The 16,236-nt window shown below is 44.7% G+C and carries 15 protein-coding genes; all 15 read right to left on the minus strand.

The genetic code is table 11. The features are described 5' to 3' along the window. Positions 1–55: 55 nt before the first annotated feature. On the minus strand, positions 56–3,646 hold the full coding sequence (locus tag AAGA51_RS13450; RefSeq protein WP_052404630.1) for a DUF6701 domain-containing protein: 3,591 nt from the start codon (positions 3,644–3,646) through the stop codon (positions 56–58). Positions 3,647–3,648: 2 nt separating this feature from the next. After that, positions 3,649–4,098, minus strand: coding sequence for an MSHA biogenesis protein MshP (locus tag AAGA51_RS13455; RefSeq protein WP_255209413.1), 450 nt, complete (start codon positions 4,096–4,098; stop codon positions 3,649–3,651). Then, complete coding sequence (locus tag AAGA51_RS13460) at positions 4,088–4,786, minus strand: PilW family protein (RefSeq protein ID WP_042489315.1); 699 nt, start codon at positions 4,784–4,786, stop codon at positions 4,088–4,090. The genes AAGA51_RS13455 and AAGA51_RS13460 overlap by 11 nt, the downstream gene beginning before the upstream one ends. Continuing rightward, complete coding sequence (locus tag AAGA51_RS13465) at positions 4,786–5,328, minus strand: type IV pilus modification PilV family protein (protein WP_042489317.1); 543 nt, start codon at positions 5,326–5,328, stop codon at positions 4,786–4,788. Before AAGA51_RS13465 ends, AAGA51_RS13460 begins: the two co-directional genes overlap by 1 nt. Beyond that, a complete protein-coding gene (locus AAGA51_RS13470; RefSeq protein ID WP_042489320.1) occupies positions 5,328–5,807 on the minus strand; it encodes a pilus assembly FimT family protein in 480 nt (159 codons plus the stop codon). The genes AAGA51_RS13465 and AAGA51_RS13470 overlap by 1 nt, the downstream gene beginning before the upstream one ends. A gap of 106 nt (positions 5,808–5,913) precedes the next feature. Next, the gene (locus AAGA51_RS13475; protein WP_042489324.1) at positions 5,914–6,429 is read right to left on the minus strand and encodes a type II secretion system protein; all 516 of its coding nucleotides are present in this window, start codon (positions 6,427–6,429) and stop codon (positions 5,914–5,916) included. Between the two features lie 30 nt (positions 6,430–6,459). Continuing rightward, the gene (locus tag AAGA51_RS13480; RefSeq protein WP_042489327.1) at positions 6,460–7,029 is read right to left on the minus strand and encodes a pilus assembly FimT family protein; all 570 of its coding nucleotides are present in this window, start codon (positions 7,027–7,029) and stop codon (positions 6,460–6,462) included. A 114-nt stretch (positions 7,030–7,143) separates the two neighbouring features. After that, complete coding sequence (locus AAGA51_RS13485; protein ID WP_042489329.1) at positions 7,144–8,367, minus strand: type II secretion system F family protein; 1,224 nt, start codon at positions 8,365–8,367, stop codon at positions 7,144–7,146. Positions 8,368–8,375: 8 nt separating this feature from the next. Beyond that, entirely contained in the window at positions 8,376–10,100 is a 1,725-nt protein-coding gene (locus AAGA51_RS13490; protein WP_042489332.1) for a GspE/PulE family protein, read from the minus strand. Further along, entirely contained in the window at positions 10,090–11,268 is a 1,179-nt protein-coding gene (locus AAGA51_RS13495) for a tetratricopeptide repeat protein (RefSeq protein WP_042489333.1), read from the minus strand. Before AAGA51_RS13495 ends, AAGA51_RS13490 begins: the two co-directional genes overlap by 11 nt. Continuing rightward, positions 11,268–12,110: an ExeA family protein gene (locus AAGA51_RS13500; RefSeq protein ID WP_042489378.1), complete on the minus strand. Its 843-nt coding sequence runs from the start codon at positions 12,108–12,110 to the stop codon at positions 11,268–11,270. Before AAGA51_RS13500 ends, AAGA51_RS13495 begins: the two co-directional genes overlap by 1 nt. Before the next feature lie 5 nt (positions 12,111–12,115). After that, entirely contained in the window at positions 12,116–13,795 is a 1,680-nt protein-coding gene (mshL, locus tag AAGA51_RS13505; RefSeq protein ID WP_042489338.1) for a pilus (MSHA type) biogenesis protein MshL, read from the minus strand. Between the two features lie 14 nt (positions 13,796–13,809). Then, positions 13,810–14,154, minus strand: coding sequence for an MSHA biogenesis protein MshK (locus AAGA51_RS13510; RefSeq protein ID WP_269350805.1), 345 nt, complete (start codon positions 14,152–14,154; stop codon positions 13,810–13,812). After that, positions 14,147–14,788 (minus strand): type II secretion system protein GspM, encoded by a 642-nt coding sequence (gspM, locus tag AAGA51_RS13515; RefSeq protein WP_042489340.1) that lies wholly within the window; start codon positions 14,786–14,788, stop codon positions 14,147–14,149. Before gspM ends, AAGA51_RS13510 begins: the two co-directional genes overlap by 8 nt. Continuing rightward, entirely contained in the window at positions 14,785–16,233 is a 1,449-nt protein-coding gene (locus AAGA51_RS13520) for a hypothetical protein (protein WP_042489343.1), read from the minus strand. Before AAGA51_RS13520 ends, gspM begins: the two co-directional genes overlap by 4 nt. Between the last annotated feature and the right edge of the window lie 3 nt (positions 16,234–16,236).

Here is a 16,236-nt window from a genome sequence, read left to right on the forward strand (position 1 = left end):
ACTCAAACACGCAATTTCTAACATATTCCTAACTTAGGTTAAGAAAAATTGCTTGCTATTGTCCTGTTAGCCCACTTTCCCCTCGGAAAATAATGCGGTCATTACCACGATAGACCCCGAAAGTCACAACGGCGGACGGATCTTCATCGCCCCGATCGCGCCAGTTGTATTGTAACCAAGGTTGATTTGTATAACTTGTACCACAGCTTACATTCATTTCTGATAATTGTGGTGAAGTATCTGACATTCTGAGCCAAAAACGGATTTGCTCCCTCAAAGAGCTGGCATCCACATTAGAATGCGGCTTAGCAGAAAGCTTATTGCTAACACCATTTGTTACTGCAACGGCAGGATCAGCTCCTTGAAGTGATGCACTCGAAGCCGAGCCAGAACCAGACCAAACTGTTTGCTGACACACATATCCTCCGAGTGAAACAAACGTCGAACCAGAGTCTTGCTCGTTTCCGATAAACCGCGAGCCATTCCAGTATTCGGTGCGCAGAGGAATATAAATGGTACTGGTTGAGGTTCCGCCCACATCATCGAGCACCATGCGACCGTAACGGATATCGGGTTGAGCTGAAAATGGCTTACCTGTGTCCAACGTGACGCCTGAACTGTTGAGCTCTAAGTTAGGTGCTTCTGATGTTTTGAAATCCACGCCATCGGCTTTCACTCCTGATGAATTTGCTGTGACACGAAGTCCAAAACCATCTTCATACGGGCCATCTGCACGGGTAATTAAAGGACTAGAGGTGGTTTGTAACTTGTTAAATTGAAATGGTGCATCACTCACCTGCAACTCAGCACCAGACCATTGACTGCTGCCATCCCAGAAATGCAGATCATAATCTTCGACACGAGAGCCGAATTCACTGTTGTCATCAGAAGTGTCAACCGCAAGAAGCTTCACATCCGCAATCAGGCTCGGACTAAAACTGCTGTAGTTGGTCGTCGCCCCGCCCTGCATATTTTGTGCTTCAACGACAAAATCATAGGCAATGGACTGCCCCATATACATGAATTCATCATGGTTTGATGAGTAATTCCAGTTGTTGCTGATAAGCGATAACCACGCCGGATAGAAACGGCCAATGTCTCGATATCCCTGATTGACGTTCATGCCCAAATAGCTTGCCTGAGTATCAGCATTTACACGCAGAACACCGACTTCACTCCACGCTAAACCGCCAAATGGCAAGTAGCTATTGCTAACGCCTTCGCTATTGCTAAGCGCGAGCGTTCCTGACAATGTTCCATCCGCACCGCCACTTGGTTGGGCAACAGCATGAGTCAGTTCAACAGTGGATTTCAGCTCACTACCTGCAATGAAAAAATTCTGTGTAACGGGAGAACTACAGTAACTCGACGTTTCTATGGCTTCGCTACCACTGACGGGATCACTGTCATTGCCAGTTGAAACCCAACGCAGTGGTCGAACATTTAGCGCAAACACATTACCGGCCGAGGTAAATCCTGTGCTCGAAGCATCGGTGATATTGCCGTTCATGGGTGTATTATTTGGCGAGCAAATTGCGAATGTCCACGGACGAGAGTAAACCGTGAACTGGCCTTTTAGCGTATCTCCGTCAATAGGACAATGATCACCTGTACAACTAAAATTTTCATCCGCCATAGTAACAAGGTACTCACCAGATTCTTCCAAGGTAAGTTCTGAGGTTGACTGACCATTATTAAATACAGGCGAGTAACTTAAACTTCCGAGTCCCGTAGATGGCCTCACCCAAGAGGATTGGATTGTTGGAGAACCGTTGTAGCCAAGATCCACAACAGCACCATTATCATCACAGGCCTGTGCAAACGCAGAAACTTCAACTGGTTTGTTCGCTATAACGTATTGTGATTCAACATTCAGCTTATAAGGGACAAATTCATAGCTACCACTCACAGTGTTATTTGCTTCATCACCTTCTATGTAAGCCAAAACCGATACCTTTTTACTTTCGGTGGTGCTAAGAAGTAAAGACAGGTTAAAAATACCATTCGTTACCGAGTAAGGGGTTGTCACTCCATCTACCGTTACAACAACGGTACCCGTAAAATCTCTCGCCAACATACCTTCCGAGAAAACAGATAGCTCAGGCTTTAATGTCTGACACACAAGGGCAATATCAGATTTAGGTTGCAGTATCAGATTGTAATTTTTGTTTGTATCGGTCTCGTTCCAACATTCAGGATCGGCTGAATCACGGGCTACCGTAACATTCCCGACCACGTTTAAAGTGTGTGCAGTAATCGATCCTTTTATCGATATACCGACATCGAAGTTCATTGATTTAGCCAGCAAATACGCTTCGAGAACCCCACTTGCCTTTATGTGGTAGTTTGCGGCTGGGCCGTAAAATAGAGGTTTCTTATAGTTTGATGAACCACTTGATGGATAGATTGGAATAAACCTAATCGGTCCTGTCGTTAAGTCGCTGGTGGTATCATTACCATCGCCTGCAATACTAATAACTGAATCGCTGCCTAAGTAGACCTGAGTATCTCCCCACTCACCTATAGAAGCAGTTCCCAATAACACGGAACTATCCTCAGCAAAATACACAGCCGTATTACCATTTACTGAAAACTTCTCGATTTTTAGACCAGGCGAAAGACGAACATTTAGTTTTTTATCACTCCGTACATTTTGCACTGTCAGGGATTTTAAGTTTTTAAGTATGGTTAATTCGAAAGCCCCCCCCGTATCGGCGTATGAACATAGTCCATTGTTATTACAAAAAGAACTAAAGTCAGTCGAACTACTGTTAACTTGAATATATAAATCATTGATGGAATCAAACGATACATTTAACGGCTCTGGCGGCTCAGCCTTTCTCTCTTCAAACAAACCATCGTCAATATTGTAATCAGCCCCTTCAAATGTTACGTGCAGAGATTTTGTACCGCATCCGTAACCCTGACAGTTAGCAATGTATGTATTACTATTTTGGGTCGTATCAAAACCAATTCGCAGTGCTTGTCTTTCGGCAGCCCCCCACCATGGCTGGTAGCGGAACACATTTTGTGCATCGTTAACGTAATTGTCAGACCACCCTACGATATTCTCAGTGGCATTGGATGCGGTAAACGAACTTGGCCCATAGCTCGAGTAGACTGTCCCTTCTGTTTTCCAGCTCTGGACCGCTTGTGGGAAATACTCACATTGTTCAAAGGTCGGCGGAATATAGTCTTCAATATCTTCGGGTTCTACCGCTTCACAAGTGAGATCAGCGCCATCATTAGTCTGAACCGTAACATTTCCGGGCTTCATCTCCATATTCATTGAATCAATAAGCGCCCAACTGTTCACATTTGAGTCTAAGTTCTTACGGTAATAGCGACTAGGGATCGAGCCCGTGGCCTCGTTGAGAATTCGCACTCTATATCGAGTACTTTGCTGCAGAGTGTGATCATTAAAAAAGTAGAGGCTGTCAGATACGTGCTCTTCGGTGTACCACAACGTTTTTAGCGGATTATTCCCCGACTCTTGGAAAGTTGCAGACTGAAAGATTCCTGGGCTACCCACAACCGTGAATTCAATAACGGCAAATTTTTGACCTTTGAACGTACATATTTCAGCAAAAGCACTCTGTATAAAAAACAAAAGTAACAGTGGCAGACAACGAAATAACTTAGCCATGCTTACTCCTTCACCCAAACTTCTTGCTTACGCTCAACCTGATACTGCCCGCTGCCACAAACAGCGACGCTCTCAACTTTGTAATAATTCACGGAATCTAATGCTCCCAGTGAATAACACTGAGTGTTCACAGAGCAACCTACAAATTGAGTCATCAAATTATTTGCCTTAGTTTGCACATTTCCCCAATTGCTAAGACACACATTAGCAACCACGCTGTTAGCCGTGTTCAATGGATACAACTGAGTAAGTGCTAACTCATTAACTGAGTGAGCAACAAACCATGCTCTTGTTCCCAACAGATCTTTCGATAGTGCATCTCGGTTTGACCATTCCATACGAGCAAGCGCATTGGCAAGAAAGCCCATCACCACAATCACAAAGATAGCAACGATATAGAGATTACCAGCCTGCTTTTTAACGCTAGGGAACATACGTTTTCTATGGAACATTCAGCACCTGCACATCAATATCAAAGTGGCTGGATTCGCCATTTTGAGCAAAAGTTAATGCCAGATGCACCACGCCACCTCTTTGCAGAGTAGGTTGTGCGTAACTGAACTCTCCCGTATTAACGCTATCAGCAACTTGGATACCATTACGAGTCACGCTTTGTGCAGAAAAATCTAAGCAATAACTCACCAAATCTTTGTATATGAACTGCCTTTGGGCAACCGACTGACTCGGTAACGGAGAAGAAAGAGTAAAAGTGGTGTTGCTACCGCTCAATGGGAAGTTCGTATTTTGCCCCACAGCAAAATCCGTTTGTCTCGACGGATTAATAATCATCCTTAGCCCATCAAAACTAGAAGGAGCTGGTGTATTACCGACAATAAAACTCATGGTCTTATTGTTACTACCGGACACAGAATAAAAACCAGAATAAACAATGGGATAAAACGATAAACATTGCTGTCCGGCAGAACTACTAACAGCAAAGCTGTTTGGTACTGCATGGCGAATCTCACGGGTCATTTTTTCTAATACAAATTTGGCTTGAGTCTGCAATCTTTGCCTTGCTACGGTATCGGAATAGCCTTTACTGCCCAGTTCCACAAACCCCGCAATACCCAAAACCAAAATAGCGCCCACCACCATGGTCAAGACCATTTCAACCAGAGTGAAACCACGAACTTTCATTAGTAGTTTCCTCGAAAACCAGTGAAATCAAACTCACCGTAACGCCCAGTATCAATCTTGATCTGGATTTTCTTCATGGTCGCAGTGTCGTAGTTAACATCAATTGTTACCGTGAAATGCGCATACTTACTCGCTATCTCAGTGCCCAGAATATTGCTAAGAGGGTACCCTGAGCCGCCACAATCGTTCGTGCTGTCTGTCCACCAGCAACCGATGTAGTCATCAACATCGTTGAACTGAGCGGGGTTACTTTCGCCAGAATCACGTCCCAAAGTAGTAGAACATGGGTTAGCTACCCCATTCCTATCCGGTTCATCACAGCGATATTGCCCACCATCAAAATCGCTGTGGTTATCAAAGCCTCGTGCAAGAATTTGGCTCATCAGGCTTTGTCCTAAGTTAGCCGCACGAGTTTGATAATGCGGCGTCGCAGAACGCTCAATTTGAGGGTAAAGAAAACTCACGAGAGTCACCATGGCAAACCCAAGGATCACCATAGCCATAATACTTTCAACCAGCGTAAATCCGTTGCTACGTTTCATCAGCAACTTCCTTTCGCCACATAGCCTTCCGAGTTCAAACATAGTGATGTCGAGTTTGCAGATGAGGCAATATTGATTGTCACGCCATTAGACGCACCACCTAAAGGATTCCCCAACAGGCTAAATTCAATAACGGAGAGAGAAGGCGAGCTGGTGAATGTGAGTTCATCATTCCGCAACAAGTCACTTCTTCGGTCATCATTAGCAGAGCTGCATGCCTGTACTGAGCCGATACAGTGGTTGGTTATTTGCAAAGCATAATCACTGTCTGCTGAAGTGGATGATAAGTTGGATTGCATTCGGTCAATTTGAATTTGACGAATAATAGAGATGATTTGCTCTTGTGCGGCAAACGCAGAAACACTGGAAATACCGGAAAAACGGCTGGCAGCATAAACAGAGAGAATTGATACAAGCAGTATTACCACGATCAATTCAACTAAGGTAAAACCTCGCATTCGTTGCTGGTTTCTCTGCATTGGCTTGCTCACCATGTTAGCCAGTAAGTATTTAAAATTTTAGATGAAATGGCGCAGACCAGAAGGGGCTGCGCCAAGCAAAATCATATAATTCAATACTGAACAATTAACAGCCAGTTGATACGACCGTTGTAGTTGCTGCGTCAGCTACAGCTGCAGTAGTAGCTTCGTTATATCGAATATAGCAATTGGTCGCTATTATAGCTGCGCCACTATCCGTTGAATTATCACCTACAGTGATAGTAGTACCGGAAGGAAATGTGGCTACTAAAGTTGTACCAGAGGACGCAGCCCACCCCCAATCGGTATTTAGACCTTTAACCGACGAAACGATACCAGTAGCGTCAGCAGAAGGGTATCCAAAATCAGTTGTAACTAAAATTGTTGTACCATTAGTATCTAATAAAGATTGACCAGCCAGACCTTCAAGACCTTGAATAGCGGCTTTACCATAAACAATACCAGCAGCTCCATCCATTGCGCCTTTTAACCCCTGTAGCGCGGAAACACGAGCATCACCTTGTAGGTTTAGGAAACGAGGAGCAGCTGTCACTGCAAGGATACCCAGAATTACAATGACTACGACCAATTCGATAAGGGTGAAACCACCTTGTCTTTTCATGAACTATCTCTCTTTCTAACAAGCTAAAAATTAATTGAAAGTGACCGCTACGCGACCAGTTTTTATGTTGTACACAAACTGATGTGCACTGCTCTTTTCTTGTTGTATATAGGTACAACTAGCATTGGCATTATCAGCGATGGCTGAATACTGTAGTGAGACATCACTACTTACTTCAGCGGCGGTCCCTACCTTTGGAGAGCTATGAAGCAAGTTCTCCATCAAATCCACACAGGTTTGATCAGTAATCGTTTCCGAATAAACGCTTTGTCTTAAAGCTAGCGGATAACCATCACTGAATCCCGTACTGCTACCTGCACTCGTTTTTGAACGAGTGAGCCAAAACTCCACACCGTCATAGTCGACGAGGTTATATTTTTCACCACCAGATATTACCGATGGCCTTGCCTGAGCTTCCCATTGAGTCCGCGCAGCCATAACAGCAGATAAAAAACCACTGGCAACGCCTTGAATACTCGCCTCTCTCGCATCGTCAATCGTACCTAATAACCTAGGTAAAGCCGTCACAGCTAATAAGGCGACAATAACGATAACAATAATTAATTCGAGTAAAGAAAAACCCGGCACTCTCTTATTCATTTTAGAACCAATACCTCTTCAGCAGAGGAATTATACCTACCCTCATACGAAATATCGCATGCGCTACGTCAATAAAACATTAAAGCTAATGTTTTTAAAGGATTTTTTAACCACCTATCCTTTCATCGCATCCATCATGTTCCACATAGGTAAGAAAATACCCAAAGCCAGAATCAATACCATACCAGCAACAATCACCAGTAAAATCGGCTCAATCCGAGCGGTTAAGGTTTTTAAGTCATAATCCACTTCTCGGTCATAAAAATCCGAGACTTCCAGCAACAACTCATCAATTCGCCCCGTTTCTTCGCCTACAGAGATCATTTGAATCACCAGAGGCGTAAAAATATTGGCATTAATTGCCGTTGATGAAACGCTGCTACCAGCTTCAATTGCAGATTTCATTTCCATTAAGCGAGCTTCGAGGAATTTATTATCCAAAGCCTCAGCTGACAATGCCAAAGACTGATTTAACGGAACGCCTGAGTGCAACATCAGAGAAAACGTACGTGAGAATCGAGATAACTGTGCTCGATTGACGATTCCACCAACTATAGGCATTCGCAAACGAAACTTATCCCAGCGCTCTCTTCCTTTCGATGTCCCCAACCAAGATCGAAAACCGAAAAACGCTATCGCCATTGCCACCAGCATAAACATCCAGTAGTTGACGAAAAAATTCGACATACCAATCAAAATTCTGGTTGGCAAAGGCAAGTCCACACCAAAGCGATTAAACATGGTCGCAAACTGCGGTATTACCTTGACGTTCAAAATGAACATAGCAATAACAATAAAGCCAATAACAAAAGTGGGGTAACGCATTGCGGTCTTAATTCGCTTACGGGTTTCCACTTCTTGTTCATAGTAGTTCGCCAATTGCAGCAGAGCTTGATCCAATCGACCGGTGTTCTCACCCACATGCACCATAGAAACAAACAGTGAGCTAAACACTTTCGTGTGCATCTGCATTGCAGCGGAAAGACTGCGACCATTGGTCACTTCACTACAAATTTGTTCCAATGCATCTTTTAACTGCTTGTTTTCACAGTTCTGCGCCAGACCTCTCATTGAACGCAGTAAAGGCACGCCGGCTTTGGTTAAGCTGTACAGCTGGCGACAAAAAATCACCAATACTTCCAGTGGAACAACTGGAGCAAACAACTCTTTCCAATCAATAGTGGCCATACCAACACCGGATGCCCCTTCACTAATAGAAGTAGGGATAATCCCTTTATTGATCAATGTTTCAGCAGCTACATCTTCGTTAACTGCTTCTAAGCTGCCTTTCGTAGCGCTGCCATCTAAATTGCGTCCTTGGTACTGATAAGTCGGCATACCTTTCCTTACAGATAAATAGGCTCAGCGGCTGTGTGAGCTTCACCTTCACCCAACGCCATGACTTCATCAATACTGACGATACCTTTAACTGCCAGCTCCATCGCTGATGCGAGCAATGGCTTATAGTTCTCTGAAGCTCGGGCGGCTTTGGCAAAGCCGATAGAATCATCAGCGCGCAATGCATCCATCATATGGTGCTCAAGCTCCAGCATTTCGAAGACACCAATACGACCTTTATAACCCGTTAGGTTACAGTTCTGACAGCCACGACCATGGACAAACGGTGAATTAACTTGGTTAGGAAAACGAACCGCAAGCCACTGCTTCTGAGCTTCATCCAACTCATCATGCGTCTTACAATCTGGGCAAACTTTACGTACCAGACGCTGAGCAATCACAGCTCGAACAGCACTTGCGACCAAATAACCAGGAGCCCCCATATCAATTAAACGTAATGCGGTTTCCACAGCATCATTGGTGTGTAATGTACTCAATACTAAGTGACCAGTTAGTGCGGCTCTCAAACCGATCTCCACCGTTTCTTGGTCACGCATCTCACCAATCAGAATAATATCGGGGTCTTGGCGTAAGAAGGTTCTCAACAAGGTCGAGAAATCCAGCCCAATTCGAGAGTTCACCTGTACTTGGTTGACTCGCGGCAGTCGGTATTCCACTGGGTCTTCTGCGGTAATGATTTTTTTGCCCACTTCATTCAGTTCACTTAGCGCGCCGTACAAAGTGGTCGTTTTACCCGAACCGGTCGGTCCAGTGACGAGGATCATACCATGCGGGCGCTTAAGCTGACGTCGGAAGCGCAGTAACAGCTCGTCAGGAATGCCTGATTTATCCAGCTCCCGAATACCAGAGGACTGGTTTAATAAACGCATTACAACCGATTCACCATATTGCACAGGCATTGTCGACATACGAATATCAACCGACTGCCCTTTAGCTCGGATGTTAAATCGGCCATCTTGCGGCAGACGTTTTTCAGAAATATCGAGATTAGCCATCAGCTTCAGTCGCGAAACGAGCGCTGATGCGATACCCACTTCATTTAGAACCGTTTCATGAAGAATACCGTCCACACGCTGACGAATACGCAATATCTTTGAATCTGGCTCGATGTGAATATCCGACGCCCCCACCTGAATTGCATCTTCAAACAGCGAGTTAATCAGCTTAACAACCGTTACTTCTTCGCTGTCATCATTCGCGATATCAAAGTCGAACGCTTCTGTAACTTGGTGTTCAGCCTGTAACTGTTCAGCGAAAGAGGCAATTTCTTTGGTACGGCGGTAATAACGGTCAAAACCATCCACCAGTTGCTTTTCTGGTGCGATAACAAACTCAAAGCTGTACTGAGACAGTTGGTTGAGGAGAGACTCCTGAGCAAACAAATCCGCAGGGTCACTCATTGCGACACGCAGAGTATCGCCATTGCGGCCAATCACTAGTGCACGCAGACGGCGTGCATGAACTTCGGAAAGCAGCTGTACCGCGTCAATATCGACCGTCGCACGGCTCAAATCAATCAGCGGAATCGCCAGTTGCTGAGACAAAAAGCTCAGCATTTGCTGTTCAGATAAGAAGCCTAACTCAATTAAGGTATCACCCAGCTTACGACCAGTATTCTTCTGAGCTGACAATGCCTGCCCAATCTGTTCGTCAGTAACAATGCCCTCTTCGACCAGCAAGTCACCCAGTCGTTTTCTTAACTTAATTTGCATTGTTGTTCTCCTCGAGGTGATTCAGCACATCTAGACGATTACGAATAAAGGCTTGTGACTGAATCGATACCCCAACCTTTGTTAACGCCTTTTGATAAGACGCTTTCGCCTCTTCTAACAAAAACGAACGCTCTTGCTGAATCGCTAAACCAAGCCACCAGCGACCATTGTTCGCCTCTTTCTCTGTTAGCTTCTGATAGCTTTCTAGTGCAATTTCATTCTGTTTCACTTTTTGCGCCAACGCCGCGCGTAATGAAAGATACTCCACACTTACCGATGCAGGTAAATAAGCGAGCGGTGTTAATGCCGCTTCTGCTTGCTGCTCTTTCATCAGCAATTTTGACAGCGCAATTCTCAAAGTTTCACCTTCAGGGTTTATTTCGATACCACGCTGCATCAAATCAAATGCTTTGCGCACTTCACCTTTACCGTAATACAACGCCGCCAATTTTTGACGTACAGATTCATTATCCGGTGTATAGCGAAGAGCCTCGCTGTAAGCACTGACAGCATTTTGAAAATCGCTAGAATCCATTGCTTTATTTGCTCGGGAAATTGCTTTTTCTGCCAGTTTTTCAGGGCTCATTTCTACCTGTTCAATGGTTACCGTGTTCTCTTGTGCGCTTTTCGATTCTGAAGACACCGTTACAGGCGCCTGAGTTGCTGAACCTGAGTTCACTGATGCAGAAGTGGTATTGCTCGCTAACAACACAGGCTTTTGAATGAGTGTTTGATTCCCTGCCGCCTCATTTAAAGCAATGGCCTTTGGCGTTGAGATTGCTGGTTCAACAGGCAGTGCAAAATCGGTAGCTTCTGTTGCTTCTTCTGTAACTTGACGAGATTCCAATAGCGGCTCTTCAATCGGCGCCGAGTGATAAACCACCACTGATGCCTGATTTACTTTCTGTGTTGGCGAAGCAACAACAGGAGCAGGTTCAACAAACGCCTTTACTTGCATTGGTTGACTGATAATTTGGGCATTCTGTACTTCAGGCGCTTGCTGCGACACAGCCCAACCGCCAACGCCTAAACTCAGACCAAACCCTGCCATCATCCATACCCAAACTGGACGTGTTTTGATTGGCTCAACGTGCGCTTTCTCGATCGGATCAAGTGATGATTGCTGCTTATCGGCAAGTTGAGATAAAGCTTTGTTCATAACACTCATCAATGGCTCCATCCCCAGATAACTGGAGTTTTATGTTTGGGTTTACAAGTATCGTACGTATCGTGAATAGCGGCGTATAGCTGCTGATTTTTCACCCGCTGGGTCTTTTCGTAGAACGCAAGCAACAGGGTTTTATGGCACACCTGATTGATAAGGCGAGGTGTTCCCTGACACGCTTTCCAAATCGCTTTCTTCTGATTCAAACTGAACAGCTCACCTTGATAACCGGATTTAGACAGTCGATTGTCAATATAAGCAACGGTTTCCGCCATATCTAATGGTCTTAACTTGGCACTAAAGGTAATTCGCTGACGAAACTGCCTTAAATGGTATTGTTCGAGTCTTTCATCCAGTTCTGGCTGCCCAATCAAAACCAGTTGTAAAAGCTTGGTTTGTTCGGTCTCCAGATTGCCAAACAACCGCAACACTTCCAACGCTTCATCAGAAAGCGCTTGGGCTTCATCCAGTAAAGCAACCACTCTTTTACCACTGGTATGGAATTCAATGAGTCGCTCTTGAATTGCTTCGACCAAACCAACTTTTGAACTGTCATTGATGTTCAGTTCTTTTGCTATCGCCGTACGTAAATCGTCACCATTCAAGGCAGGATTGGGCAAATATATCAGCTGGACATACTCTTTAAGATGAGTCAGCAACATCCGACACACCATGGTTTTTCCCGTTCCGATTTCACCAGTTACTTTTATGACACCTTCACCCATTTGCAGAGCCGCGCTGACGGTTTGAATCGCTTCATAATGCGGGTCTAGCCCCAGAAACAAACCAGTATCAGGCGTTAATTGAAAAGGCTGTTGTGTAAAACCAAAGTGCTCCAAATACATATTCATTACTCAGAGTCAGGGAACCACTCCTGCAACAAATCACGTGAGCGCTCCAACTCTTTTTGCCACGTATTGACACCAACTACCGTTGGTTTTAGCAAGATGACCAATTCTGTTTTCTGTGTCACTTGAGATGTGTTGCGAAACGCATGCCCTAACACTGGGATGTCCCCTAAAAACGGGACTTTCGATGTTTGGTTCAAGGTATTGGTTTTCATCAGACCACCAATTACAACCACATCGCCATCTTTGGCACGAATTACAGAGTCAGATTCGCGGATAGAGCTTCTCGCCAGCGGCAGAGAAATCACTTTGTTGTTGTAAGTGATGGTTTTGTTCTGTTGCTCCACTTCAATAACAGCAGGGTGAACATGCAGCAGTACATGGCCTTTGTCGTCAATTTGAGGAGTTACATCCAGTGAAATACCCGAGAAAAATGGCGTCAGTTCCACATCAGGAGATGCTTCAGAATTATCGCCATTACCAACGACACTGGATAAATCGGTAACGTAATACTCATCCGTCCCCACTTTGATCACTGCTTTCTGGTTATTTGCAGCGGTAACGCGAGGGCTTGATAGCACATTTAAGTCGCCTTGCGTTGCCATAAAGCTCAATACCGACTCAAAGCTGCCACTCGACATAACAATGTTGGTTTGCCCGCCCAGCAGTGTACCAATAGTGTCAATACCGGGTAGCGCAGCAATGGTACCTAGACCATTGCTGATTGCAGAGCCAGCGCCCGATGTGTCACCAGTACCAATTCGGTAGTTAACACCATTAGAGGTAAACATCTTGCTCCAGTTAATTCCTTGCTGGTAGCCGTCATTTAAAGTGACCTCTAGAATCTTCGCTTCCATAATCACTTGGCGATGCATACGCTCTTGAGAAATACCTAAAAATCGGCGAACTTCGCGAATTTCATCTGGATACGCACGCAACGTAATCACACTCGCTTGCGGTGTTACAACCACGCTTTGACCACGACCAGAGCCCACCAACTGGGCTACAGCGGTTTGTAGCTGTGGCCAGAAATCACTCTCGCTCAACGTTTCAATCTCTGTACCACCTCGGTCCGACGTGGCATTACTATCACTGTTGTTCGAATTATTGTTATTCGAACTACTTGAAGACGAAGAAGAGCTGTCGCTTGAAGAATTGGTGTCCGTATTGGTAATAGTACCTGTAGTGATGGTTGTCAGTGAGCGACCACTTCGTTTAAATTGCAGGTAATCAACAGGGATAGTCACCGTGCGTAAGCCCGCTGGATAAACTTGGATAACCTTACCGACTTTTTCAATTTGGTAACCGTAAAGATCGCGAACCACATCTAACACTTCATCAAGTGTGACTTCCGATAAATTGACAGTGACAGTGCCATCCACCATCGGATGAATTGCAACGCTGTATTCTGTACCTTTCACTAAGCTGGTAAAAAAAGCTTTCGCCTGAACACCGTTCGCCTGAATACGAAAACGCTTCAAGCTAGGATCCGATGTCGCTATTGCTCCGTCCATATCAGGCATAAGATCCGCTTCTACCGATGGCGGTAGATTTTCTAAATTGCGGCTATTCGCTTCATTAATAGCCTGATTCAGCGACTGTTTGGCTTCCACTGGGTCACGATGCCCCATAGAGCAGCCCACTAAACTCACCATCACTACGCCGATGATCATATTACGCATATGAATTCTTAACCTTATTTCTTAATGTCCAGAGAGAACAGCTTCAAAGTCCAACTTTTACTGCCTTGCTTAAGTTCGACCTGCGATGGCGTGACTTTAGACACTTTATAGCCTGACACACTATCGCCCTTGTCCACGACCTTATCATTTAAAATGGCATAGCATTGATTATCATCTTTACAAACAATGCTTTGCAGTTCAGGTACAGGTACGTTTCTTTTTGCTTTTTTAACTTGTTCTGTTTTCATCCAACCTAATGGCGCGGTTGGATCTTGTTCTTGGCTCGCCGAGACAGAAACCGAAACGGCAGCAAGTATCATTAACCACCATGCCTTATTTAGCATCGATATCCTAGCCACCGATAAACTCCTCACGGGTTCCAAGTGTGTAGACTTCTAATACCAACTTGGCATTAGGGTAGGTTTCAACTTGATAGTGAAAACTACGCCAATAATATTTCACAGGCAGGCTTTCTAACGCGTGCAAATAATCCCTGATAGCGAAATAAGTGCCATTCAGTTCCATCCGAACCGGATGTAGGAAATATTCGGCATTGCTATCTGTCTCATTAATTGGACTAGCTGGCAATGATGTCAAGCTCACTAATTTCAATTTAGCACTATGATCCAATACGCTTTGTAGCAAATTAGCCATCTGTGATGGTGAGACCAAATTACTCATAACTTCAGAAAGCTGCATAGACAGTTCCTGACTCTGCTGTTGCAGTTGTTCTAACTCTTTAATTATCTCTGCGTTGGGATCTTTAGCCAGTTCGCGCTGCAAAATGATGATTTCACTTTCCATTCGCTGATTAGCGGATTGCTGCGACATTAACTTCTGTTGGGCGTCTTTTCTCTGCTGCAATAGTGGGTCGATTAACAGTGTCTGCAACACCATCGTAATCAAAATCAAACCACAAATGGCGATTAACCACTTTTCGCGCGGAGCTCTGCCTTCGAACTGTTGACTCCATTTCTGCCAGCGTTCGTTCATTTCTCCACACCTCGTTTTGATTTCAATTCAAACGTCACTATGTCTTGCTCGTCACGACCAATCGTGAGTTGTTCGAAACTACGTCCAGTCAAACTCACTTCATCCTTAAATTGCGCAATCCATGTTGGTATAACGTTGGCATCTCTCGCCATACCTTTTACATCCAACGTTGCTTCATTTATCTCTATCTCACTTAAGCTAATATCACGGCGGGAAAGTTTTGCTAAACCATCCATCACTCCGGAATAGCCCAACTGTCGCGAAGCGTCATACTGGCCAATCGCAGCTAGTGATGCTTGCTGTGATTCAATCTCTTTCTTTAAACGAGCTGAAGCCGCCACTTTGTCTGCTGAAGGCAGATGCGCCGCATGCTTTTGTTTCAGCTCTCCAAGTTGCGCCGTCAGTTGGGTATTTTGTTGGTTGGCTTGTTTAAGTTGTTGCTGATATTGAATATTTTGAAATTGAAACCATGCAAAGAAGCATAGCATAACAACAGCAACAGCCCCCCAGACAGCAGTGATGGATGATAGCGTCATCAACTCTTTCTTTGGCTTCAGGTGCTCTTGATAAAAGTTGATCGCATCAGCAGGAACAAACAGTGCTTTTTCTGCCAACACTTGGCCAGAAACGATATGCTCAGCACCTTCAACCAGAGGGGCAACCTTGACACTTAAACGCTCACCCAATGCTTGAACGAGTTCAGCGTGTTCTTCTTCATCACAACACACTTTTAGCTGATGCAGAGAGGTGCCTTTGAAATGAGAAGACAAATAGTCGATTGAACGTTGCAGCTCTAGCGCAAGACCATCAAGTTGAAGTGCTGTACTAGCAACGCCTGTAATCGGTGCGACAACACCACGCAGTGTACGTTGGAAAATACAACGCTCATTGACGAACGCTTCTAATTTAAAATGGCTGCCTTTGCTGCGTTGCACTAATAAGTAATTTTTCAGCTCACCATTGTTTCGGCCCCAAACTTCTTGTTCAGGAACAACACTCTCGAGACTACACCCCATACTCTCAAGTAAACTGCTCGCTTCTAAAACGACCTTTTTGTTAATCACGTAGGCTTGCGCCTTATTGCCGCCGTCGAGCGGGTAAGCATCCGCAATTACATCTGAAGATTTTTCGGTAATCAGGTCTTTTAACAAAAATGGCAGCGCACTTGACCACTCTTGCTGAGGAATAGATGGCTTATCAATTTGATAGCTTTGAAACAGTTGGGCGTGCAACACCACGTGAACACTCAACCCTTTCGCTCCGGCGGTAAGAAGTGCATTCACTAAGGCATTAGGCCAAGTATTATTGGCCAAAGGGTAATGTTCAGGCAAGGCAAGGGATTCTGATGACGAGAAATAAATCGCATCAGGTTGAACCACCGCAAACACTGCCATCTGCTTAGATTTTTTTCTGGTGAACCGCTTTAACAATGCTTCAATCTTCATTTA

The sequence above is a fragment of the Vibrio diazotrophicus genome (assembly GCF_038452265.1).
In the GTDB taxonomy this organism is placed as follows: Bacteria; Pseudomonadota; Gammaproteobacteria; order Enterobacterales; family Vibrionaceae; genus Vibrio; species Vibrio diazotrophicus.

Bases quoted from the DNA above. Each gene is read 5' to 3' on its own strand.
- AAGA51_RS13500 (WP_042489378.1), bottom strand. From the start codon at position 12,110: ATGTATTTGGAGCACTTTGGTTTTACACAACAGCCTTTTCAATTAACG.
- AAGA51_RS13455 (WP_255209413.1), bottom strand. From the start codon at position 4,098: ATGTTCCATAGAAAACGTATGTTCCCTAGCGTTAAAAAGCAGGCTGGT.
- gspM (WP_042489340.1), bottom strand. From the start codon at position 14,788: ATGAACGAACGCTGGCAGAAATGGAGTCAACAGTTCGAAGGCAGAGCT.
- AAGA51_RS13475 (WP_042489324.1), bottom strand. From the start codon at position 6,429: ATGAAAAGACAAGGTGGTTTCACCCTTATCGAATTGGTCGTAGTCATT.
- AAGA51_RS13495 (WP_042489333.1), bottom strand. From the start codon at position 11,268: ATGAGTGTTATGAACAAAGCTTTATCTCAACTTGCCGATAAGCAGCAA.
- AAGA51_RS13450 (WP_052404630.1), bottom strand. From the start codon at position 3,646: ATGGCTAAGTTATTTCGTTGTCTGCCACTGTTACTTTTGTTTTTTATA.
- AAGA51_RS13470 (WP_042489320.1), bottom strand. From the start codon at position 5,807: ATGCAGAGAAACCAGCAACGAATGCGAGGTTTTACCTTAGTTGAATTG.
- AAGA51_RS13490 (WP_042489332.1), bottom strand. From the start codon at position 10,100: ATGCAAATTAAGTTAAGAAAACGACTGGGTGACTTGCTGGTCGAAGAG.
- AAGA51_RS13480 (WP_042489327.1), bottom strand. From the start codon at position 7,029: ATGAATAAGAGAGTGCCGGGTTTTTCTTTACTCGAATTAATTATTGTT.
- mshL (WP_042489338.1), bottom strand. From the start codon at position 13,795: ATGCGTAATATGATCATCGGCGTAGTGATGGTGAGTTTAGTGGGCTGC.
- AAGA51_RS13520 (WP_042489343.1), bottom strand. From the start codon at position 16,233: ATGAAGATTGAAGCATTGTTAAAGCGGTTCACCAGAAAAAAATCTAAG.
- AAGA51_RS13460 (WP_042489315.1), bottom strand. From the start codon at position 4,786: ATGAAAGTTCGTGGTTTCACTCTGGTTGAAATGGTCTTGACCATGGTG.
- AAGA51_RS13465 (WP_042489317.1), bottom strand. From the start codon at position 5,328: ATGAAACGTAGCAACGGATTTACGCTGGTTGAAAGTATTATGGCTATG.
- AAGA51_RS13485 (WP_042489329.1), bottom strand. From the start codon at position 8,367: ATGCCGACTTATCAGTACCAAGGACGCAATTTAGATGGCAGCGCTACG.